23 protein-coding genes are annotated in these 19570 nt (G+C 68.2%); 13 read left to right on the forward strand and 10 right to left on the reverse strand.

Features of this window, described 5'->3' with window-relative positions; translation table 11 throughout:
* Positions 1–34 precede the first annotated feature (34 nt).
* Both IHE47_RS04305 and IHE47_RS04310 read right to left on the reverse strand, forming a co-directional pair.
* Entirely contained in the window at positions 35–619 is a 585-nt protein-coding gene (locus IHE47_RS04305) for a dihydrofolate reductase family protein (RefSeq protein ID WP_192104604.1), read from the reverse strand.
* 27 nt (positions 620–646) lie between these two features.
* Positions 647–1282 carry a glutathione S-transferase family protein gene (locus tag IHE47_RS04310; protein WP_192104606.1) on the reverse strand — a complete coding sequence of 212 codons (636 nt, stop codon included), beginning with the start codon at positions 1280–1282 and terminating at the stop codon, positions 647–649.
* Positions 1283–1389: 107 nt separating this feature from the next.
* Here IHE47_RS04310 and IHE47_RS04315 point away from each other — a divergent pair, with 107 nt between their 5' ends.
* Both IHE47_RS04315 and katG read left to right on the forward strand, forming a co-directional pair.
* Positions 1390–1980 carry a TetR/AcrR family transcriptional regulator gene (locus tag IHE47_RS04315; RefSeq protein WP_192104608.1) on the forward strand — a complete coding sequence of 197 codons (591 nt, stop codon included), beginning with the start codon at positions 1390–1392 and terminating at the stop codon, positions 1978–1980.
* Between the two features lie 193 nt (positions 1981–2173).
* Positions 2174–4333, forward strand: coding sequence for a catalase/peroxidase HPI (gene katG / locus IHE47_RS04320; protein WP_192104610.1), 2160 nt, complete (start codon positions 2174–2176; stop codon positions 4331–4333).
* 124 nt (positions 4334–4457) lie between these two features.
* Here the strand turns inward: katG and IHE47_RS04325 are convergent, their stop codons facing one another.
* A complete protein-coding gene (locus IHE47_RS04325; protein WP_192104612.1) occupies positions 4458–5036 on the reverse strand; it encodes a response regulator in 579 nt (192 codons plus the stop codon).
* Positions 5037–5517: 481 nt separating this feature from the next.
* Here IHE47_RS04325 and IHE47_RS04330 point away from each other — a divergent pair, with 481 nt between their 5' ends.
* Positions 5518–5868, forward strand: a complete 351-nt coding sequence (locus IHE47_RS04330; RefSeq protein WP_192104615.1) for a hypothetical protein — start codon at positions 5518–5520, stop codon at positions 5866–5868.
* 156 nt (positions 5869–6024) lie between these two features.
* On the opposite strand, the gene IHE47_RS04335 is transcribed toward IHE47_RS04330, so the two are convergent.
* The 3 genes from IHE47_RS04335 to IHE47_RS04345 all read right to left on the reverse strand — a co-directional run bounded on the left by IHE47_RS04335 (position 6025) and on the right by IHE47_RS04345 (position 8136).
* Positions 6025–6573: a response regulator gene (locus IHE47_RS04335; protein ID WP_192104617.1), complete on the reverse strand. Its 549-nt coding sequence runs from the start codon at positions 6571–6573 to the stop codon at positions 6025–6027.
* Between the two features lie 113 nt (positions 6574–6686).
* Positions 6687–7094 carry an RNA-binding S4 domain-containing protein gene (locus tag IHE47_RS04340; protein WP_192104619.1) on the reverse strand — a complete coding sequence of 136 codons (408 nt, stop codon included), beginning with the start codon at positions 7092–7094 and terminating at the stop codon, positions 6687–6689.
* A gap of 136 nt (positions 7095–7230) precedes the next feature.
* Positions 7231–8136 (reverse strand): AEC family transporter, encoded by a 906-nt coding sequence (locus IHE47_RS04345; protein ID WP_192104621.1) that lies wholly within the window; start codon positions 8134–8136, stop codon positions 7231–7233.
* A 121-nt stretch (positions 8137–8257) separates the two neighbouring features.
* Here IHE47_RS04345 and IHE47_RS04350 point away from each other — a divergent pair, with 121 nt between their 5' ends.
* Together IHE47_RS04350 and IHE47_RS04355 are read left to right on the forward strand one after the other, a co-directional pair.
* Positions 8258–8563 (forward strand): 2-hydroxyacyl-CoA dehydratase, encoded by a 306-nt coding sequence (locus tag IHE47_RS04350; protein ID WP_192104623.1) that lies wholly within the window; start codon positions 8258–8260, stop codon positions 8561–8563.
* Positions 8564–8670: 107 nt separating this feature from the next.
* A complete protein-coding gene (locus IHE47_RS04355; RefSeq protein ID WP_192104625.1) occupies positions 8671–9249 on the forward strand; it encodes a hypothetical protein in 579 nt (192 codons plus the stop codon).
* Between the two features lie 119 nt (positions 9250–9368).
* Here IHE47_RS04355 and htpG read toward each other — a convergent pair whose 3' ends face one another.
* From htpG to htpX, 3 genes are all read right to left on the reverse strand, one after another.
* A complete protein-coding gene (gene htpG, locus IHE47_RS04360; protein WP_192104627.1) occupies positions 9369–11237 on the reverse strand; it encodes a molecular chaperone HtpG in 1869 nt (622 codons plus the stop codon).
* Positions 11238–11334: 97 nt separating this feature from the next.
* Positions 11335–11541, reverse strand: coding sequence for a hypothetical protein (locus IHE47_RS04365; RefSeq protein WP_192104628.1), 207 nt, complete (start codon positions 11539–11541; stop codon positions 11335–11337).
* A 48-nt stretch (positions 11542–11589) separates the two neighbouring features.
* Positions 11590–12492, reverse strand: coding sequence for a protease HtpX (htpX, locus tag IHE47_RS04370; protein ID WP_192104630.1), 903 nt, complete (start codon positions 12490–12492; stop codon positions 11590–11592).
* A gap of 110 nt (positions 12493–12602) precedes the next feature.
* Here htpX and gluQRS point away from each other — a divergent pair, with 110 nt between their 5' ends.
* The 4 genes from gluQRS to IHE47_RS04390 all read left to right on the forward strand — a co-directional run bounded on the left by gluQRS (position 12603) and on the right by IHE47_RS04390 (position 16256).
* Entirely contained in the window at positions 12603–13466 is an 864-nt protein-coding gene (gene gluQRS, locus IHE47_RS04375) for a tRNA glutamyl-Q(34) synthetase GluQRS (protein WP_192104632.1), read from the forward strand.
* An 82-nt stretch (positions 13467–13548) separates the two neighbouring features.
* On the forward strand, positions 13549–14289 hold the full coding sequence (phbB, locus tag IHE47_RS04380; RefSeq protein ID WP_192104635.1) for an acetoacetyl-CoA reductase: 741 nt from the start codon (positions 13549–13551) through the stop codon (positions 14287–14289).
* 123 nt (positions 14290–14412) lie between these two features.
* On the forward strand, positions 14413–15747 hold the full coding sequence (locus IHE47_RS04385; RefSeq protein ID WP_192104641.1) for a GGDEF domain-containing protein: 1335 nt from the start codon (positions 14413–14415) through the stop codon (positions 15745–15747).
* A gap of 50 nt (positions 15748–15797) precedes the next feature.
* Positions 15798–16256 carry a GNAT family protein gene (locus IHE47_RS04390; RefSeq protein WP_225561616.1) on the forward strand — a complete coding sequence of 153 codons (459 nt, stop codon included), beginning with the start codon at positions 15798–15800 and terminating at the stop codon, positions 16254–16256.
* A gap of 15 nt (positions 16257–16271) precedes the next feature.
* Here IHE47_RS04390 and IHE47_RS04395 read toward each other — a convergent pair whose 3' ends face one another.
* Positions 16272–17066 (reverse strand): tRNA threonylcarbamoyladenosine dehydratase, encoded by a 795-nt coding sequence (locus tag IHE47_RS04395; RefSeq protein WP_192104645.1) that lies wholly within the window; start codon positions 17064–17066, stop codon positions 16272–16274.
* Positions 17067–17147: 81 nt separating this feature from the next.
* On the opposite strand from IHE47_RS04395, the gene IHE47_RS04400 reads away from it, so the two are divergent.
* The 4 genes from IHE47_RS04400 to IHE47_RS04415 all read left to right on the forward strand — a co-directional run bounded on the left by IHE47_RS04400 (position 17148) and on the right by IHE47_RS04415 (position 19566).
* On the forward strand, positions 17148–17537 hold the full coding sequence (locus IHE47_RS04400; protein ID WP_192104647.1) for a cytochrome c: 390 nt from the start codon (positions 17148–17150) through the stop codon (positions 17535–17537).
* Positions 17538–17689: 152 nt separating this feature from the next.
* Complete coding sequence (locus tag IHE47_RS04405) at positions 17690–18526, forward strand: alpha/beta fold hydrolase (RefSeq protein WP_192104649.1); 837 nt, start codon at positions 17690–17692, stop codon at positions 18524–18526.
* Between the two features lie 267 nt (positions 18527–18793).
* Entirely contained in the window at positions 18794–19168 is a 375-nt protein-coding gene (locus IHE47_RS04410; RefSeq protein ID WP_192104651.1) for an EamA family transporter, read from the forward strand.
* A complete protein-coding gene (locus tag IHE47_RS04415) occupies positions 19165–19566 on the forward strand; it encodes an EamA family transporter (RefSeq protein WP_192104653.1) in 402 nt (133 codons plus the stop codon). Before IHE47_RS04410 ends, IHE47_RS04415 begins: the two co-directional genes overlap by 4 nt.
* Positions 19567–19570 lie beyond the last annotated feature (4 nt).

Below are 19570 nucleotides of genomic sequence, written 5' to 3' on the forward strand. Positions count from 1 at the left end.
CGGTGCCGCAGCACCGGCTCCGGCAGTCGAACTCTCAAGATCCGCTGGCGCGCCCCTGCGGCTCGTAGCAGAGCAGCATGTTGCCGTTGCCGAAGCGTCGCGACTGCGTGAGGCGCAGGTCCATGCCGGATTCGAAGCTGCCGAACAACGGCCTGCCGCGCCTGCCCAGCACGACCGGGATGAATGCCAACTGGTATTCGTCGATCAGCCCGGCCTGTGCCAGCGCCGCCACCAGCCCGCCGCTGCCGAGGATCACCAGGTTCGTACCGGGCTCGCGTTTCAACGCCTGCAGTCGCGGCACCGCGTCGCCCCTCAGCAGGATCGTGTTGTTCCAGGTCGCTTCGTGCAGCGTGCGCGAGCAGACGAACTTCGGCAGCGCGTTCATGCGCTCGGCCACCTGTGGCTCGTTCTGCGCCGCCGCCGGCGTGGGCCACCAGGACACCATCATCTCGTAGGTGGCGCGCCCGAATACCAGCGCGCCACCGCTGCCTGCATTGCCCTGCACGAAGGCATCCCATTCCGCATCGCGTTCGCGCCGGTGGGCCCAGCTGAAATCGCCGTCCGTGCTGGCGTAGCAGCCGTCCAGCGTCAGCATCTCGAAGGCAATCAGTTTGCGCATGGCTCGTACCTCGTCTGCGGAGTGGGTTCAGGCCGCGGCATCGGTGGCAAGCGCGGCCGGGAATGGCTCGCGCCATGCCGGCAAGGCCTGCAACTGCCGGTGCCAGCGCCCGACGTGTTCGAAACCCTCCAGCGGCAGACGTGCTTCCTTCGCCCAGCCCAGCGGCGTGGAGACGGCGAAATCCGCCACGCCGAGGCGATCGTCCACCAGCCATTCGTGCGCAGCCAGGTGCGTATCGAGGACGGCCGCAAAATGCCGGAACAACTTCTCCGCCTCCGCCACCGCGGCCGCATCGGCCTCGCCCATGCCCAGCCAGGGCTTGATCAGATGCTCGAAATACAGCGCGGCGCCGTGCCGCGAGAAATGCGCCTGGTTCCACGACAGCCAGCGCAGCACCTCGACCTGCGACGCAGGCGTGGACGGCCACAGGTCCGAGCCGGCCCTGGTCGCCAGGTGCACCATGATCGCGTCGGCCTCCCACAGGTGCAGTGCGCCATCGATCAGCAGCGGCACCTTGCCATTCGGGTTCAGCGCGAGATAGGGCGGCTGCCGGTGCTCGCCATGCGCGAGGTCGACGCGCACGTAGTCGACCGGCGACCCGAGGTATTTCGCCACCGCGCAGGCTTTGCGGGGATTGAAGGTCTCGGCGTAGTACAGCTTCATGGGGTGCTCCTCGGTGATGGAGGAGGCCAGTCTGCGCCGCATCTACATATGTTCAAGAACATATTCAGAGTCGGCGCTACGCTGTAGCGGTACCGGAGGAAATCACCATGCCGTACAGCGCCGAACACAAGCAGCGGACCCGCGCGCGCATCGTCGAGTGCGCCCGCGTGCTGTTCAACCGCAAGGGCTTCAGCGAAGTCTCGATCGACGAGATCATGGCCAAGGCCAAACTCACCCGTGGCGGCTTCTACAACCATTTCCAGACCAAGGAGGAACTATTCGTGGAAGCGGTGGCTGCCTATCAGGACTTCAACCCGGTCGATCGCTGGCCCGAACTGGACTTCGACCCGGGTCGCTGCGGAACCGCATTCGCCCGCCAGATGGTCGACGTCTACCTCTCCCGCGAGCACCTGGACGACATCGAAGGCCACTGCCCGATGATCGCCCTGCCTTCCGACGTGGCGCGCGCCAGCCCCGGCGTGAAGCGCGCCTACTGCGGATTGCTCGAACGGATGGCCGGCATGCTCGCGCAAAGTGTCGACGCGTCGGCCGACGCGCAGGCCGCGCGCCAGCGCGGACTCGCCCTCGCCGCACTGTGCGTGGGTGGCATGGTGCTGGCGCGCACCATCGAGGACGATGCCTTCCGCGATGAAATACGCGCAGCAGCGCGCGCCACCGCGCACGATCTGATCGACTGAGTCCCGGCCTCCCTGGCCGCCACGGATTGCGCTGAACCAGCGACACCTCTCCGTCACGGTGCATCCGGCATGCTGCGTGCTTCACGCCAGTCGATAGCCAGACGCTATCGAAGGCATTGGAACATTCGAATTCCGCGAATGGCCGCAGCTGCGTAGATTGGTCCCGGCCACCCCACGTCCGAGGAGAAATTCCATGTCCGCCGAAGCGAAGTGCCCCTTCCACCAGACCACCACCGGCACCACCAACCGCGACTGGTGGCCGAAGCAGCTGCGGCTCGACCTGCTGAGCCAGCATTCCGAAAAATCCAATCCGCTGGGCACGGCGTTCGACTACCGCGACGCCTTCAGGCAGCTCGACTACGCCGCGCTGAAGAAGGACCTGCTGGCGCTGATGACAACCTCGCAGGACTGGTGGCCCGCCGACTTCGGCAGCTACGCCGGCCTGATGATACGCATGGCCTGGCACAGTGCCGGCACCTACCGCGTCGGCGACGGCCGCGGCGGCGCGGGCCGCGGCCAGCAGCGCTTCGCACCGCTCAACTCGTGGCCGGACAACGTCAACCTCGACAAGGCGCGCCGCCTGCTGTGGCCGCTCAAGCAGAAATACGGCCAGCGGATCTCCTGGGCCGACCTGATCGTGCTGGCCGGCAACGTGGCGCTGGAATCCAGCGGCTTCCGCACCTTCGGCTTCGCCGCGGGCCGCGAGGATGTGTGGGAGCCCGACCTCGACGTGTCCTGGGGCAACGAAACCGAATGGCTGGCCGTGAGCAGCACGCCGGGCAGCCGCTACTCGCACGGCCAGCCCGGCGAACGAGCGCTCGACAATCCGCTGGGCGCCGTGCAGATGGGCCTGATCTACGTGAATCCGGAAGGCCCGGATGGGAATCCCGACCCGCGCGCCGCCGCGCACGACATCCGCGAGACCTTCGCACGCATGGCGATGGACGACGAGGAAACCGTGGCCTTGATCGCCGGCGGCCACACCCTCGGCAAGACCCACGGCGCCGCGCCGGCCAGCCACGTCGGCGCCGAACCCGAAGCCGCCACGCTGGAACAGCAAGGCCTGGGCTGGGCCAACGACTTCGCCAGCGGCAAGGGCAAGGACGCGATCGGCTCCGGCCTCGAAGTCACCTGGACCAGCACGCCGGCGCAATGGGGCAACGACTTCTTCAAGTTCCTGTTCGACTTCGAGTGGGAGCTGGAAAAGAGCCCGGCCGGCGCGCAGCAGTGGGTGGCCAAGGGCAGCGACGCGATCATCCCCGGCCCGTCGCCCGATTCGCCGAAACGCCGGCCGACCATGCTCACCACTGACCTGTCGCTGCGCTTCGACCCGGCCTACGAAAAGATCTCGCGCCGCTTCCGCGACGATCCACAGGCGTTCGCGAACGCCTATGCGCGTGCGTGGTTCAAGCTGACCCATCGCGACCTCGGCCCGAAGGCGCGTTACCTGGGCCCGGAAGTGCCGGCGGAAGACCTGCTCTGGCAGGACCCGCTGCCCAAGGCCACGCACCATCCCAGCGCCGCCGACATCGCCGACCTCAAGGCGAAGATCGCCGCCTCGGGGCTGAGCGTGTCGCAACTGGTTTCGCTCGCCTGGGCTTCGGCTTCCACCTTCCGCGGCGGCGACAAGCGCGGCGGCGCCAACGGTGCGCGCATCCGCCTCGCGCCGCAGAAGGACTGGGTGGTCAACGCACAGGCCATCAAGGCGCTGCCGAAGCTGGAGGAAATCCAGCGGGCCTCGGGCAAGGCCTCGCTGGCCGACGTGATCGTGCTGGCCGGCGGCGTGGGCATCGAGATGGCGGCGAAGGCCGCCGGCACCGCCGTCGAAGTACCGTTCGCGCCGGGGCGCGTGGATGCAAGTCCCGAGCAGACCGACGTCGAGTCCTTCGGCCACCTGGAACCTTTTGCCGACGGCTTTCGCAACTACCTCAAGGCGAAGACGGACGTCCCTGCCGAACACCTGCTGGTCGACAAGGCGCAACGGCTCACCCTGACCGCGCCGGAGATGACCGCGCTGGTCGGCGGCCTGCGCGTGCTGGGCGCCAACCACGACGGCAGCGCGCTCGGCGTGCTCACCGACCGCCCCGGCGTGCTCAGCAACGACTTCTTCGTCAACCTGCTGGACATGGCCACCGAATGGAAGCCGGCCGGCGAGCTGTTCGAAGGCCGCGACCGCAAGATCGGCGCGCTGAAGTACACCGGCAGCCGCGCCGACCTGGTATTCGGCTCGAACGCGGTGCTGCGCGCGCTGGCCGAGGTCTACGCCAGCGCCGACGGCAAGCAGAAGTTCGTGCGCGACTTCGTGGCGGCCTGGGCCAAGGTGATGAACCTCGACCGCTTCGACCTGAGGTGATCTTTGCGATCATCCCTGATCGCGAGAATCAAACGGGCGGCCATCCATGGCCGCACTTCCCACTCAACCCTTCCCTTCGAAGGGAGGGGTTGAGTGGGAACAGTGTGGATGTAATGACTGGCCCTTACTGATCGCCCGGAGCCGGCGGCGCCATGTGCGCCTCGTCCGGCATCGCGATGTCGGGGATCGCGTCCCATTCGGCCTGGCTCACGCCCTGCGGCAACGCGGGCTTGACGGTCGAGGTGCGCGCCGGCAGGCGGCTGGCCAGTACCAGCTGGCAGATGCGCTCGAACACTTCCTCGCGGCCGAACGGCTTCTTCATGAAGTCGTCGGCGCCGTAGCGCTGCACGTAGAACTGCTCGGTGGCCTGCACGTTGCCGCTGATCATCACGATGGGAACGTCGCGGGTGGCGGCTTCGCGCCGCAGCGTGCGCAGCACTTCGAAGCCGGACATGCCGGGCAGCACGATGTCGAGGAAGACCAGCGCCGGATGCTCGCTGCGCGCCAGCGCCAGTGCGCTTTCGCCATCCTCGGCCTTGAACACCTCGTAGCCGTCCTGCGCGAGCATCTTGCCCAGCACCGCGCGTATCGTCGCGGAGTCGTCCACCACCAGCACGCGGGTGGCCACCGGCGCGCGCACGCGCGGCTCGCTGAGGCGGCGCTCGCTGCCCACCAGCCGCTTGAACAAACCAAAACCAGCCATCCCCTGCCCCTTCGCCGGCGAAGGCGCCCGCATCGGCGCAGTTTCCGCGTCGGCACGGGCGGACGCAAGCGGGGTCAAGGTCCTGCGGCACGCTCCGGGAGTACCCCGCATCCATGCCGGCACTGCGACCGGTCGCCCCGCATCCGCCCATGCCCGGATATGCGATGCATGCCCGAACGGCTCCCTATGGAATCGCCACCGCCGGTGTCGTCGCCAGCGACGCCCGCGACGGTGATGAAGCCGCATACAAGCTGAACCGAACAAAATCTTCACCGGCAGTGACTGTCAACACGGATTTCCATGGCTCGTTACCGGCAACTGCGTGAGTCAAGGGCACCCGATGAGGCAGGACGCGGGAGGAGATCATCGGCCAGGCAGCGAAGGCGCTGGCCCGCTCAACGCATGCATGCTGCTTTCCCCGGCAACGGCGAAGCGGCGGATCCCAACCCATGAAATCCGCTCACTCGAAGGAAAAATTGCCATGAATGCAAAGTCGAAGATTGCCCTGTTCGGCCTCGCCATCGGTGCCGCCATGCTGTGCGGCCAGGCGGTGGCGCAGACCGCGCCGCAGACCGACGTGCCGGGCCACCCGCGCGTCAACGAGGTCAACAACCGCCTCAACAACCAGCAGAAGCGCATCGACAACGGCCTGAAGAACGGCACGATGACGCAGGCGCAGGCCGCCCGCGACGAAACCCACGACGCGAACATCGCCCGTCGCGAAAGCGTGGACCAGGCCAAGCACAACGGCCACCTGACCAAGCAGGAAAAAAAGAACCTCAACCACTCCGAAAACAGCAACAGCCGCCATATCTACAAGCAGAAGCACTGAGCGCCCGCCGTCGCGTGACTCCATGCCTTCGCGCCCGAACGGGGCGACCAGGCAGGAGCACGATGGCGATGGCCCGGCAAGAAAAAACCCGGGAGCTCGTGCTCCCGGGCTTTTCGCTGCAGAGAAGGAAAGCCCCTGTCGAAAGACCGCCGGCGCTCAGGTGGCCAGGCTGGCCAGGCCCGCACCGTGGACAGCCTGGCGCAGGTCCTGCGCAGGCACGTGCCCGAGCGCGACCTCGCGCACCGGCAGCCGCCCCGAACGGACCAGTTGGTCGATGCTGGCGACGATATCGTTGCGACCGAACGGCTTCTTGACGAAGTCGTCGGCGCCGAAGCGTTGCGCGTAGAACTGCTCGGTGGCCTGCGGGTTGCCGCTGATCATCACGATGGGGACATGCGCGGTGCGCGGATCGTGGCGCAGCGCGCGCAGCACGGCGAAGCCGTTGATGCCCGGCAGCACGATGTCGAGGAAGATCAGCTCGGGTGCCTCGGCCTTGGCCAGTTCCAGCGCGCTTTCGCCGTCGGCGGCCTTCTGCACCGCGTAGCCGTCCTGCTCCAGCATGCGGCCGAGCACCGCGCAGATCGTGGGCGAGTCGTCCACCACCAGCATGCGCGTGCCCTGCGGCGCCTGCCGCCGGGCCTCCGGCCGCTGTGCCAAGCCTTCGCCGCCACCCAGCCAACGCTTGAAGAAACCCATGCCGTTCATCGCGATGCTCCCCTTGCCCGTCGGGTTAGGGATCGCGCCTGGGCGCGTACCGACGTTGGCGCATGGTGGGGCAGATCATCCGGGCAATCTGCGATGCACTGCTCACGGATCGCTCAGGAGCCGCCCGGATCGTCCTTTAAGCGACGCAGTTCACGGCGCGCGTGCTTGTCCGGGCGCCGGGGCGGTGCCTGCACGCCCACCAGTCGGCGCTGCTCGCGCCACGCTTCGCGCGCCAGGCGGCTCGCCTCGCTCTCGTGGTACAGCGCCTGCGCCACGCTGGCCGGGCCGCGCTTGTCGGCCAGTGCCAGCACTTCGACTTCCAGCCTTTCCTCGCCGCGGCCGATCTTCAGCACGTCGCCCACGCGCAGGGCTTTCGCCGGTTTGCAGCCTGCGTCGTTGACGTCGATCCTGCCGCCGTCGATGGCCTGCTTGGCGAGGCTGCGCGTCTTGAAGAAGCGCGCCGCCCACAGCCACACGTCGGCGCGCACTTCGGTCGGAGGGTCGTCATGCGGTGCTTTCATCGCCGGCATTATCGCTCCCGATCCGCGCGAGTCTCGCCATGGCCGACCGCCGGACTCCCTGCGGCTCGACCTGGCCGGCGTCGCCGTGTCCGCGACCGGCAGTGCGGCACGGCGGGACTGGCATCCCTGCCGCGGCTCAGCCGGCGGGCAGCCACAGGTTCAGCAGCGGCACCGTGAGCAGCGACAGCACGATGCCGGCACCCAGCACGGTGTTCGCCAGCTCCGGCTCCAGGTCGTACTCGTCGGCGAGGATGGCCGCGGAAATCATCGGCGCCATCGCCGCCTGCAACACGCCCGTGGTCAGCACCAGGCCATCCACGCCGGTGGCCATGCCCAGCAGCCAGCACAGCGCCGGCGCCAGCAGCAGTTTCCAGCCCAGCCCGCACGCCACCAGGCCGGACTGGTGGCGGATCGCCTGCAGGCGGAACTGCAAGCCCACCGAGAACAGCGCCAGCGGCGTGAGCGTGCCACCCAGCGAATGGAACACGCCCGCGAGCGAAGCCGGCCAGCCGCCCAGCATCCCGGCCAGCACGCCCACCAGCAAGGCGAGGAAGGCGGGGAAGACCAGGATCCGGCGCGCGATCTGCCGCGGATCGGCGGCGCGCCCCGCGTAGACGCCGGCCACCAGCACGCCGGCCGAGGCCAGCAGCGGGAAGCAGCCGAGCTGGTCGGCCACCACGGCCAGCGCCAGGCCCGCCTGCCCGTGCAGCGCCTGCAGCATCGGGTAGCCCATGAACGAGGTGTTGCCGAAGCCGCATACCAGCACCAGCGCCCCGATGCGTCCGCGCGACCAGCCCCGCCGCCGCCCCAGCCACGCGAACAGCAGCCATGCACCGAAGAAGGCGACCCAGGTCGCCGCCACCGGGAACCACAGCCGCGCGTCGGGCTTCAGCCTGGGGATCAGCTCCAGCACCAGGGCCGGCAGCGCGATGTTGAGCACCCACCAGTTCAAGCCATGCATGATGCCCGCCGGCGGTTGCGCGAAGCGGCGCACCGCCGCGCCCAGGGCCAGACAGACGAACAGCAGCAGCAAGGCACTCATCGAGCGGGCTTCGCGGGAACCAGCGCCGCATTAGACGCGATCCCCGCCACCGCCGGAAGCCCGTCGCGCGACGTGCCAACGTGCGAAAATGGCCCGTCCCCGCTCCACCCATGCCTGCACCATGAATTCAAAGCCTTACGATTTCCGCCAGTTCCAGGCCGAGCTTTCCGCGCTCGACCAGGGCAAGCCCGCGCCGGAGCCGGAACCCCGGCCCGAGCCGAAAGCCAGACCCTTGGGCAAGAAGGCCGCCGAAGCGGCACGCATCGCCCTTGCCCGCGAGGAATTCCTCGCCCTGCGCGAGCGCCACCAGCTCAGCGTGGCCGACGTGGTGGCCTTCTTCCCCGAGGAAGAAGGCATCGCCTACCTGCAGCAGTTGCTGGTGGCCACGGAGAAGAAGCCGCGGCGAAGAAAAGTCGTCGAAACGTGAGGAACCACGGCTGGCGTCGCGCCATCCGGGGCATGAACTTTCCTTCACTTGACCCGGCCATGGACGCGGCGTAGACAGGTCATACCCACTGTCACAAGGAGAAGGACATGCGTACGCAATTGCTTTCCGTCGCGGTCGTTGCGCTGCTGGGCAGCACCGGCGCCATCGCCAACGACACGATGTCGCTCAACCAGTTCCCCCACCGGCTCGAGCCCGTGCTGATGCAGGTGGACAGCCACGGCAAGGTCACCGAGGCTTCGCCGGCCTACTCGCTTCCGCCGAAGATGGCCCGCCTGCTGGATGCCAACCTGGGCGAGATGATCCACGCCCCCGCCACCGACAAGCACGGCAAGCCGATAGCGAGCCAGTTCGTGATGAACGTGGTGCTGCAGGCCAAACCGGATGGCGCAGGCAACTACGACGCCCATTTCACCTATGTCTCGACCAGGCCCGTGCCGGCGGGCGAATGGTACTGGGTGCATCTCGATGGCGACCGCCTTGCGCTGGCCAGCCGCGACTTCCTCCCCCACGGCGGGCATTTCCTGCCCCTGGAGCGTTATCGCGACGGTTATCGGCCGAGCTACAAGGGCAACGAGCGACCGTCGCCAGCCGCCATGCCCGTGATCCGGAACACGGCATACAGCAGCTCCGGCGCGTCCGCCCCTGCGCAGCCCCGCAGCCGGTAGGCACGGGCACGGGACAAGATCGCCGGGAGCGGCCCCGGGTACCCGCCAGGGAAGATGGCCACGAAAAAGCCCGTCGCAAGCGACGGGCTTTTTCGTGGGGCACGCGGAAACCCGCGGGCTCAGCCGCCCAGCAGCACCCGGTTCATGCGTTGCACGAAAGCGGCGGGATCGGCCAGTTGCGCACCGGCGGCGATCTCCGCCTGCTCCAGCAGCAGCGTGGCCAGGTCCTTCGCCTTGCCCTCGTCCGCCTCGCCTTCGACGCGCTTGAGCAGCGCATGCTGCGGATTGACCTCCAGCGTGGGCTTGCTCTCGGGCAACTCCTGGCCGGCTTCGCGCAGCAGGCGCGCGAGGTGCGGCGCCATCTCGTAATCGCTGAGCGCGAGGCAGGACGGCGAATCGGTGAGGCGCGCGGAGACCTTCACGTCGCCCACGCGATCGCCCAGCAGTTCCTTGAGCTTCTTCAGCAGCGGCTCGGCTTCCTTCGTCGCTTCTTCCTGCTTCTTCTTGTCGGCCTCGTCCAGCGGCAGCTCGCCCTTGGCGACGTTGCGTAGTTTCTTGCCTTCGTATTCGCCCAGGTAACCGACCATCCATTCGTCGATGCGGTCGAACATCAAGAGCACCTCGATGCCCTTGGCGCGGAACGCCTCGAGCTGCGGGCTGCCGGCGGCGGCGGCGTAGCTGTCGGCGGTGATGTACCAGATCGCGTCCTGGCCCACCGCCATGCGGCCGATGTAGTCGTCCAGCGACACCACCTGCTTCGCGCCCTCGCCCTTGGTGGAGGCGAAGCGCAGCAGCCTGGCGATGCGCTCGCGATTCGCCGTGTCTTCGCTGATGCCTTCCTTCAGCGTGTTGCCGAAGGCCTTGCAGAAGGTGGCGAACTTCTCCGGCTCGTCCTTGGCCAGCTTCTCGATCAGGTCCAGCACGCGCTTCACGCAGGCGGCCTTGATGCGCTCCAGCTGGCGGTTGTGCTGCAGGATCTCGCGGCTGACGTTGAGCGGCAGGTCGTCGGCGTCCACCACGCCGCGCACGAAGCGCAGGTAGTTCGGCAGCAGCTCCTCGGCCGCGTCCATGATGAAGACGCGCTTGATGTAGAGCTTCAGGCCCTTGCGTTCGTCGCGGCCGCCCATCATCAGGTCGAACGGCGGCTGCGACGGGATGTACAGCAGCGTGGTGAAGCTCTGGCTGCCCTCGACGCGGTTGTGCGTCCAGGCCAGCGGGTCGTTGAAGTCGTGGCCCAGCGACTTGTAGAAGCTGACGTAGTCCGCATCGGAAATCTCGGACTTCGGCCTGGTCCACAGCGCCGAGGCGTCGTTGACGGTTTCCCATTCGTCGGTGGGCTTGCCGTCCTCTTCCTTGGGCACGCGGATCGGAAAGGCGACATGGTCGGAATACTTGCGGATCAGCGACTTCAGCTGCCAGGGCTTGAGGAACTCGTCTTCGTCGGTCTTCAGGTGCAGGATCACCGCGGTGCCGCGCTCGGCCAGCTCGACCTGCTCCAGCGCGTACTCGCCCTTGCCGTCGCTTTCCCACTTCACGCCCTCGCCCGCCGGTGCGTCGGCGCGGCGGGTCAGCACGGTGACCTTGTCGGCCACCACGAAGGCGGAATAGAAGCCCACGCCGAACTGGCCGATCAGGCGTGCGTCGGCCTTCTGCTCGCCGCTCATCGCTTCCAGGAAACGGCGCGTGCCCGAGCTGGCGATGGTGCCGATGTTCGCCACCACTTCGTCGCGCGTCATGCCGATGCCGTTGTCACGCACGGTGATGGTGCGCGCGGCCTCGTCCCAGCTCACGTCGATATGCAGCTCGCCGTCGCCGGCCAGCAGCTCGGGCTTGCCCAGCGCCTCGAAGCGCAGCTTGTCGCAGGCGTCGGAAGCGTTGGAGATCAGCTCGCGCAGGAAGATTTCCTTGTGCGAGTACAGCGAGTGGGTGACCAGGTGCAGCACCTGGGCGACTTCGGCTTCGAATTTGCGGGTTTCGGTAGTGGTCATGGAGGCAGGATTTCAAAAAGTAGCGTTAAAAGGATATCGACCTGATTTTCACGTGGTCACGTTGCAGGTCGCCAGCAGGAGCCCGGCATCATGACGGTCACCCATAGACCTTGATGCCAAGCCAGATGAACAGCAATCCACCGATGATGTAGGCGACGCCCGCCCAGACGGCAGCGCTTCCCGTGTAGGTGGTTTTCGGGCCAATACGCCATCCGTCAGTCAGACTCTTGGTGACGATCCCACGTGCACCGATCGCCACAAGGGCGAACCCGGCCCCAGCAAACAAAACCCCGACTTTATTCACGACGCGCACCCCCTCTGGCACCATGCGGACGGCAGACTAGCAAGCTTGTCAGGCGTGCGGCGAGGCGTTCTGCAGCGCCGCGATGCGCTCGTCCAGCGGCGGGTGACTCAGGAACAGGCGCTGCAAGCCGCTGCCCATGCGATCGGAAATGCCGAACGCGGCCAGCGTCTTCGGCAGGGTGTTCTCGCCGTGGTCGCCCTTGAGCCGCTGCAGCGCGGAGATCATCGCGCCGCGGCCGGCCAGCTTCGCGCCGGCGGCATCGGCGTGGAACTCGCGCCAGCGCGAGAACGCCATCACGATCATCGAGGCGAACAGGCCGAACACCAGCTGCAGCACCATCACGGTGACGAAGTAGCCGATGCCGCTGCCGCCGCGGTTGTCGTCGCGGCCGCCGGACAGCCAGCTGTCCACCAGCCGGCCCACCACGCGCGCGGCGAGGATCACCAGCGTGTTCAGCACGCCCTGGATCAGGGTCATGGTCACCATGTCGCCATTGGCGACGTGGCCGACTTCGTGGCCGAGCACGGCGGCGACCTGCTCGCGGTCCATCTGCTGCAACAGGCCGGTGCTCACCGCGACCATCGAGCTGTTCTTCGTCATGCCGGTGGCGAACGCGTTCATTTCCGGCGCGTCGTAGATCGCCACCTCGGGCATGCCGATGCCGGCGTTCTGCGCGTGGTGGCGCACGGTGTCCAGCAGCCAGCGCTCGGCCTCGTTCGCCGGCTGTTCGATCACGCGGGCGCCAGTCGACATCTTGGCCATCCACTTCGACATGGCCAGCGAGATGAAGGCGCCGCCCATGCCGAACACCGCGGCGTAGATCAGCAGGCCCGTGCTGCCGCCGAAACCCTGGGCGGCCTGCATCTGGTCCACCCCGAGCAGGTGGCAGACGATGCTCAGCAGGAACAGGACGGCGAGGTTGGTACCGAGGAACAGGAGGATGCGGCGCATGGCTGTCTCTATGTGGCAGTCAATCCTGGCGATGAGTGTAGGCACGGCCGGAGGTTTTCAAGCGCGTGCCCCACTCGCCAGCGGGTTGGCGGACAGGCAGACTGCCGCGGATGGACTACCGCGGACGCTTCGCCCCCTCGCCCACCGGCCTGCTGCATTTCGGCTCGCTGGTCGCCGCCGTGGGCAGCTGGCTGTGCGCGCGGCACGCCGGCGGCCGCTGGCTGTTGCGCATGGAAGACATCGACCCGCCGCGCGAGGTTGCCGGCTCGGCTGACGCCATCCTCGCCGCGCTGCCGGCGTTCGGCCTCGTCGCCGACGGGCCGGTGCTGCGGCAGTCGCAGCGCAGTGATGCCTACGCCGCCGCCTTCGCCCGGCTGCGCGCACTCGACGCGGTCTTCCCTTGCTGGTGCAGCCGCAGCGGACTGGCCGCCAGCGGGCTGCATCGCGACGGCCGTTGCACCAGCCCGCCCGACCCGGACCGCGAACCCGCGTGGCGGCTGCGCACGCCGGACATCGAGATCGCCTTCGACGACGTCTTGCAGGGGCCGCAACGACAGAACCTGCGCGAAACCGCCGGCGACTTCGTGATACGCCGCGTCGAGGGCCTGTATTCCTACCAGCTGGCCTGCGTGGTGGACGACGCCCACCAGGGCATCACCGAGGTGGTGCGCGGCTGCGACCTGCTCGACTCCACGCCGCGGCAGATCCACCTGCAGCGCCTGCTCGGCCTGCCCACGCCGCGCTACCTGCACCTGCCGCTGGCGCTGGACGCGCAGGGGCGCAAGCTGTCCAAGTCGGCGCAGGCCCTGCCGGTCGATCCCGCCGACCCGCTGCCGGCGCTGCGCCGCGCGCTGGATTTCCTCGGCCAGCCGGTGCCGACGGATGCCGCCGATGCGCCGGGAATGCTGGCTGCCGCCCTGCGCCGCTTCGATCCCGCGCGCATGCCGCAGCGCAGCGGTTGCTTTGTCATCTGAACCGTTATAAATCCCCGGTGGGCCAACGCCGGTCGCCGACCGTCGCGCCATGCGCCCGCCACCATCCCCAAGGAGACTCGACATGACGCAACGCACGGCTTTGGTCACCGGCGGCACGGGCGGCATCGGCAGCGCCATCGTGCGCTACCTCGCCCGGCAGGGGCATCGGGTCGCCACCAACTACCGCAACGCGGAGAAGGCCGATGCCTGGTGCAAGGCCATGGCCGACGAAGGCATCGAGGTGTGCATGGTGGCCGGCGACGTCTCCGAGCCCGCCTCCTGCGAGGCGATGATCCAGGAGATCGCCGGCAAGATCGGCCCGGTGGACATCCTGGTCAACAACGCCGGCATCACCCGCGACACCACCTTCCACAAGATGAGCTACCAGCAGTGGACGGACGTGATCAACACCAACCTCAACGCCTGCTTCAACGTCACCCGCCAGGTGATCGACGGCATGCGCGAGCGCAAGTGGGGCCGCATCGTGCAGATCAGCTCGATCAACGGCCAGAAGGGCCAGTACGGCCAGGCCAACTACGCCGCCGCCAAGGCCGGCATGCACGGTTTCACCATCTCGCTGGCGCAGGAAAACGCCAAGTTCGGCATCACCGTCAACACCGTCTCGCCCGGTTACGTGGGCACCGACATGGTGATGGCCGTGCCGGAGGACGTGCGCGCGAAGATCGTGGCGCAGATCCCGGTGGGCCGCCTCGGCCGCCCCGACGAGATCGCCCACGCCGTGGCCTTCTTCACCGGCGACGAGGCGGCATGGATCACCGGCGCGAACCTCGCCATCAACGGCGGGCATTACATGGGTTGGTGATGGCCGCGCTGCCGGCACGGGGCAGGCCCGCTTCGGCCTGCCCCCGCCGCGATCCGGCGCCGGCCCGTGGCACGCCCCGTGCTTTCCGTTTCCGACACGAACAGCGCGACGCGCCGGGACCTGATGGAAACACCTGCCTCCACTCCACTGGACAAGATCCTCGACCTGCTGCTGGATGCCGTCTGCGTGGTTGACGCGGAGGGGCACTATGTCTTCGTCAGCGCCGCTTTCGAGCGCATCTTCGGCTACGCCCCCGCGGAGGTGATCGGCCGGCAGATGCTCGAGCTGGTGCACCCCGAGGACCGCGAGCTCACGCTGCGCACCGCCGCGGCGATCATGGACGGCAAGCACGCCTCCAACTTCCAGAACCGCTACGTGCGCAAGGACGGGCAGGTCGTGCACATCATGTGGTCGGCGCGCTGGTCCGGGGAGGACCGGCTGCGGATCGCCGTCGCCCGCGACATCACCGAACTCAAGCGCGCCGAATCGATGCGGCTGGCGCTGCACGCAATCTCCGAGACGGCGCATGCGGCGCAGGATCTGTCGACCGTGTTCGGCCAGGTGCACCGGATCGTCGGCGACATCCTGCCCATGGCCAGCTTCGTCGTCGCCCTGCGCAATCCGGCGGATGGCCAGTTGGATGTCCCGTATGCGGCCTGCGGCGGCGGAGCGCCGCCCACCGCCGGCAGCCTTGCCGCCGAGGTGATCCGCGGCAACCAGGTGGTGCAATCGGCCACCGGCGGTTCGCACTGGCTGGGCGTGCCGCTGTACGCGAAGGAAAGCCCGATCGGGGCGCTGGTGGTGGAGCGCCAGGGCGACGCCGGCTACGGCAAGGCCGACACCGAGCTGCTGGAGTTCGTCGCCACCCAGCTGGGCGCGGTGATCGAACGCAAGCAGGACCAGGTCCAGCTGCACCACCTCGCCCTGCACGACCCGCTCACCGACCTGCCCAACCGCACCCTGTTCCGCAACCGCCTGCAGGCCACGCTGGGCAATGCCTCGCGCGCGAAGACGCTGGCGGCCCTGCTCTACATCGACCTGGACGGTTTCAAGCAGGTCAACGACCTGCACGGCCACGCCGTCGGCGACCTGCTGCTGTGCGAAGTGGCCGCCCGCATCCGCGGTTGCCTGCGCGAGCACGACACCGCGGCGCGCATCGGCGGCGACGAGTTCGTCGTGCTGCTCGACACGCTGGCGGCACCCGGGCACGCCGTGGAAATCGCGGAACGGATCCGCACCACGCTGACCCAGACCTTCCTGCTGCAGGGCCAGATGATCCGCATCTCGGCCAGCATCGGCGTGGCCACGTTCCCGCTGGACGGCGAAACCAGCGAGCAACTGGGCAGGGCCGCCGACCGCGCCATGTACCAGGCCAAGAAGGCGGGCGGCAACCGCACTCGCGCCCCGGACAAGTCGGCCGGGGCCGACCTCCAGGAAGCGGACGCCCGACTGCCGTGACCGTATCGATCCGCCCTTTCGAGGCATCCGACTGGCCATCGCTATGGCCGTTGCTCCACGCTGTCTTCGCCAGGGGCGACACCTACACCTGCCCGCCCGATGCCGGCGAGGGCGAGGTCTTCGCCCTGTGGATCGAGGCGCCACGGTCCACCTTCGTGGCCTGCGACGGATCCGGCGCCATCGTCGGCTCGTACTACCTCAAGCCCAACCAGCCCGGCCAGGGCGCGCACGTGTGCAACTGCGGCTACCTGGTGCCGGAGGCGGCGCGCGGCCAGGGCATCGCCTCGCTGATGTGCGGACACTCCCAGGCCATGGCGCTGGCCATGGGCTTCCTGGCGATGCAGTTCAACTTCGTGGTCTCGACCAACCGCGGCGCCGTCCGCCTGTGGCAGAAGCACGGCTTCGACATCGTGGGCACGCTGCCGCGGGCATTCCGCCATCCGCAGGCCGGCCTGGTCGATGCCCACGTGATGTACAAGTGGCTGGCGGACGGGCGCGGCGACGCCTGACCCTGCCGGCGAAGATCAGCCCTCGCGTTCCGCCAGCAGCTTCTCGATCACCTTGCCCACCGCCGCGAACGCGAACGCGCCGGTGACGTGCGTCGCCGCGCCCAGGCCGCCGCCGCAAGCGAGGTTCAAGGCGTCGCCGCCGGGCGGGCGGTTGCCGCACACGCTGCCGTCGGGCTGCGGGTACTGCACGTTCTGCAGCGAATAGACCGCCGACACGCCGAAGTAGCGGTCCGGGTTGCGCGGAAAGTTGAAGTCCGTGCGGAGCTTCTTGCGGATCAGGCTGAACATCGCGTCGTGCTCGGTGCGCGACAGGTCGCGCACGCGGATCTGGGTGGGATCGGTGCGCCCGCCGGCCGAGCCCACGCTGACGATGGGCAGCTTGCGGCGGCGGCACCACGCGATCATCTCCAGCTTCACGCGGAACGCATCGCAGGCATCCAGCACCGCGTCGTAGCCGCGATCCAGCAGTTCGTCCAGGGTGGAGGTGGTGAGGAAACGCTCGATGCCCTCCAGCCGCAGGGCCGGGTTGATCGCGTGCAGCCGCGCCGCCATCACGCCCACCTTGGGCTTGCCGAACTCGCCGTCCAGTGCGTGCATCTGCCGGTTGGTGTTGGATACGCAGACCTCGTCGGCATCGATCAAGGTGAGTCGCCCCACTCCGGTGCGCGCCAGCGCCTCGGCCGCCCACGACCCCACGCCACCGACGCCCACCACGCAGACATGGCGCTGCGCCAGCTTCGCCACGCTGCCGATGCCGTACAGGCGCTCGACGCCGGCGAAGCGTTCGTGGGGGAATGCGATGTCGCTCATGGACGGTCACCTTGCTGCAGGACGCGGGATTCTATCGCCGGCCGGGTTATGCTCGCCCGTCTCCCCCATGGAATCACCGCAATGCGTGCAGCGCTCCTGATCCTGCTCGGCCTCGCCATCGGCGTGATCGGCACGTCCCAAGTGATGAATGCGCTCGCCGCACGCAACCCCATGCCCAAGGCGGTGATGCACACGCTGGGCTACCACGCGGGCGAGCTGAAACGGGCGGTGAAGTCGCAGCAGTGCGACGTGGCGAAGATCCGGCAGCACCTGCTGCGCCTGCAGTCCACCGCCACCGACATCGTGCCCACGTTCGGCATCGCCGAGCCGGGCTTCAGCGACGACGCGAACAAGCTGCAGACCGCCCTGCAGCAGGCCGTCGCCGCCGCGCCCGCCACCTGTGCGGCACTGACCACGGCGCTCAAGCCCGTGGGCGAGGCTTGCCAGGACTGCCACCAGAAGTACCGCTGAGGCGCTACGCGCAACGTGCCCGGGGCGCCGGCAAGCGCCCCAAGGCACTCCTCGCCTGCGAAAAGCCCCCGAAAGACTGAAGAAACCGCCTCCTGCCACCCTGTCCCGGTGAAGTGCCGCCACTGCGGCCTGATTTCCCCCGGGTACCCCACGTGATCCAACAGACCGATTTCTTCTTCGAAGGCGGCCGCAGCGGCGTGCTGCTGATCCACGGCCTCACCGGCACGCCGATGGAAATGAAGCTGCTCGGCAAGGGCCTGAACCGCGCCGGCTACACCGTGCACGGCATGCAGCTGGCCGGCCACTGCGGCAACGCCGACGACCTGCTCGCCACCGGCTGGCGCGACTGGTACGCCAGCGTGGAGCAGGCCGCCGACGCGCTGCGCGAAAAGGTGGACCACCTGTTCGTGGGCGGCCTGTCGATGGGCGCCCTGCTCTCGCTCAAGCTCGCCGCCGACCGCCCCGGCCAGATCGCCGGCGTGGGCGTGTACGGCGCCACCTTCCGCTACGACGGCTGGGGCATCCCGCGCATGGCGCGCATGTCCTTCATGCTGCCGCTGCTGAAGAAGCTAGGCATCGGCCGCCACCGCAGCTTCATGGAGCAGCCGCCCTACGGCATCCGCGACGAGCGCCTGCGCGCGCAGGTCAGCGCCGCGATGCTGGGCGGCGACAGCGCCGCCGCCGGCCTGCCCGGCAACCCGTGGTATTCGCTGGCCGAGATGTACGAACTGTCGGCCACGGTGCGCCGCCAGCTTTCACAGGTCACCGCGCCCTGCCTGGTGGCGCACGCCAGCGAGGACGACGTGGCCAGCGTGAAGAACGCCGAGCTGGTGATGCGCGAGGTGAGCGCCCCGGTCGAACTGCTGTTGCTGGACGACAGCTACCACATGATCACCATCGACAAGGAACGCCGCACCCTGATCGAGCGCTCCGCCGCGTTCTTCGACCGCGTCGCCGCGGCCGACATCTGCCAGCGCGTTGCCGCCTGAGAGCCTGCCCATGGCTTCCAAGTGCATCGCGTTGTCATCGAGTGGCCGTCAGGTGGTAGGGCGTGGCGCTGGCCTGACTGGCCGTCAGGTCAAGCCACGCGCTGCCGCATGGCGGCCACTCGGTGACAACCCGCAGGGCCGGGGCTGTTTGCCCGCATCCCTGCGTCATCACTCGGTCGTGGACAGACGTCCACTTCCTCGCTCTTCCTTGGCCTGCGCGCAAACAGCTCCCGGCGCGAAGCGCCTGGAAGCCATGGGCCGGCTCTGATGCCGACGGGTTCCATCACTCCGCTCGTCGCCCTGCTGTGGGTGTTGAACGTGGTGCTCGACACCGGCGGCCAGCTCGCCTTCAAGGCCGCTGCCGGCGATCCCGCGGCCGGCGACGGGTTGGCCCGCTGGCTGTACATGGCGCGGCGGCCGTGGATCTGGCTGGGCATCGCCAGCTACGTGATCGAGTTCCTGATCTGGATCGCCTTCCTCTCGCTGCTGCACCTCTCCGAGGCGATCCTGCTCGGCTCGATCAACATCGTGGCGATCATGGTGGCCGGGCATTTCCTGTTCGGCGAGAAGCTCACCCGCATGCGCGTGGCCGGCATCCTGCTGGTGACGCTGGGCGTGCTGATCGTGGGAGTCGGCGGATGAAGCGCGGCTGGTTCTACCTGATCGGTTTCCTGATCCTGGTGATGTTCGACTCGGTCGGCGCGATCAGCTTCAAGTACGCCGGCATGCACGCGCTGCCGGTGGAATTCAACGTCGCATGGCTGCTGCGCCTGTTCGGCAAGCCGTGGGTCTACGGCGCCGTGATCGGCTACGTCGGCGCGTTCTTCACGTGGATGACCCTGCTCAAGCACGCGCCGATCGGCCCCGCCTTCGCCGCCTCGCACCTGGAGGTGGTGTCGGTGATGCTGCTGTCGATCTGGCTGTTCAACGAGCCGCTCAGGTTGCCGCACGTGCTGGGCGCCATCGCCATCGTCGCCGGCATCGTCTGCCTCGGTTTCGCCGAGAGCCGCGAGCACGTGCCGGAAGCAGGCGAGACCTGAGAGA

This window comes from Rhodanobacter sp. DHB23 (assembly GCF_014842975.1).
In the GTDB taxonomy this organism is placed as follows: domain Bacteria; phylum Pseudomonadota; class Gammaproteobacteria; order Xanthomonadales; family Rhodanobacteraceae; genus Rhodanobacter_A.

Bases quoted from the DNA above. Each gene is read 5' to 3' on its own strand.
- IHE47_RS04305 (WP_192104604.1), bottom strand. From the start codon at position 619: ATGCGCAAACTGATTGCCTTCGAGATGCTGACGCTGGACGGCTGCTAC.
- IHE47_RS04310 (WP_192104606.1), bottom strand. From the start codon at position 1,282: ATGAAGCTGTACTACGCCGAGACCTTCAATCCCCGCAAAGCCTGCGCG.
- IHE47_RS04315 (WP_192104608.1), top strand. From the start codon at position 1,390: ATGCCGTACAGCGCCGAACACAAGCAGCGGACCCGCGCGCGCATCGTC.
- katG (WP_192104610.1), top strand. From the start codon at position 2,174: ATGTCCGCCGAAGCGAAGTGCCCCTTCCACCAGACCACCACCGGCACC.
- IHE47_RS04325 (WP_192104612.1), bottom strand. From the start codon at position 5,036: ATGGCTGGTTTTGGTTTGTTCAAGCGGCTGGTGGGCAGCGAGCGCCGC.
- IHE47_RS04330 (WP_192104615.1), top strand. From the start codon at position 5,518: ATGAATGCAAAGTCGAAGATTGCCCTGTTCGGCCTCGCCATCGGTGCC.
- IHE47_RS04335 (WP_192104617.1), bottom strand. From the start codon at position 6,573: ATGAACGGCATGGGTTTCTTCAAGCGTTGGCTGGGTGGCGGCGAAGGC.
- IHE47_RS04340 (WP_192104619.1), bottom strand. From the start codon at position 7,094: ATGAAAGCACCGCATGACGACCCTCCGACCGAAGTGCGCGCCGACGTG.
- IHE47_RS04345 (WP_192104621.1), bottom strand. From the start codon at position 8,136: ATGAGTGCCTTGCTGCTGCTGTTCGTCTGTCTGGCCCTGGGCGCGGCG.
- IHE47_RS04350 (WP_192104623.1), top strand. From the start codon at position 8,258: ATGAATTCAAAGCCTTACGATTTCCGCCAGTTCCAGGCCGAGCTTTCC.
- IHE47_RS04355 (WP_192104625.1), top strand. From the start codon at position 8,671: ATGCGTACGCAATTGCTTTCCGTCGCGGTCGTTGCGCTGCTGGGCAGC.
- htpG (WP_192104627.1), bottom strand. From the start codon at position 11,237: ATGACCACTACCGAAACCCGCAAATTCGAAGCCGAAGTCGCCCAGGTG.
- htpX (WP_192104630.1), bottom strand. From the start codon at position 12,492: ATGCGCCGCATCCTCCTGTTCCTCGGTACCAACCTCGCCGTCCTGTTC.
- gluQRS (WP_192104632.1), top strand. From the start codon at position 12,603: ATGGACTACCGCGGACGCTTCGCCCCCTCGCCCACCGGCCTGCTGCAT.
- phbB (WP_192104635.1), top strand. From the start codon at position 13,549: ATGACGCAACGCACGGCTTTGGTCACCGGCGGCACGGGCGGCATCGGC.
- IHE47_RS04385 (WP_192104641.1), top strand. From the start codon at position 14,413: ATGGAAACACCTGCCTCCACTCCACTGGACAAGATCCTCGACCTGCTG.
- IHE47_RS04395 (WP_192104645.1), bottom strand. From the start codon at position 17,066: ATGAGCGACATCGCATTCCCCCACGAACGCTTCGCCGGCGTCGAGCGC.
- IHE47_RS04400 (WP_192104647.1), top strand. From the start codon at position 17,148: ATGCGTGCAGCGCTCCTGATCCTGCTCGGCCTCGCCATCGGCGTGATC.
- IHE47_RS04410 (WP_192104651.1), top strand. From the start codon at position 18,794: ATGCCGACGGGTTCCATCACTCCGCTCGTCGCCCTGCTGTGGGTGTTG.
- IHE47_RS04415 (WP_192104653.1), top strand. From the start codon at position 19,165: ATGAAGCGCGGCTGGTTCTACCTGATCGGTTTCCTGATCCTGGTGATG.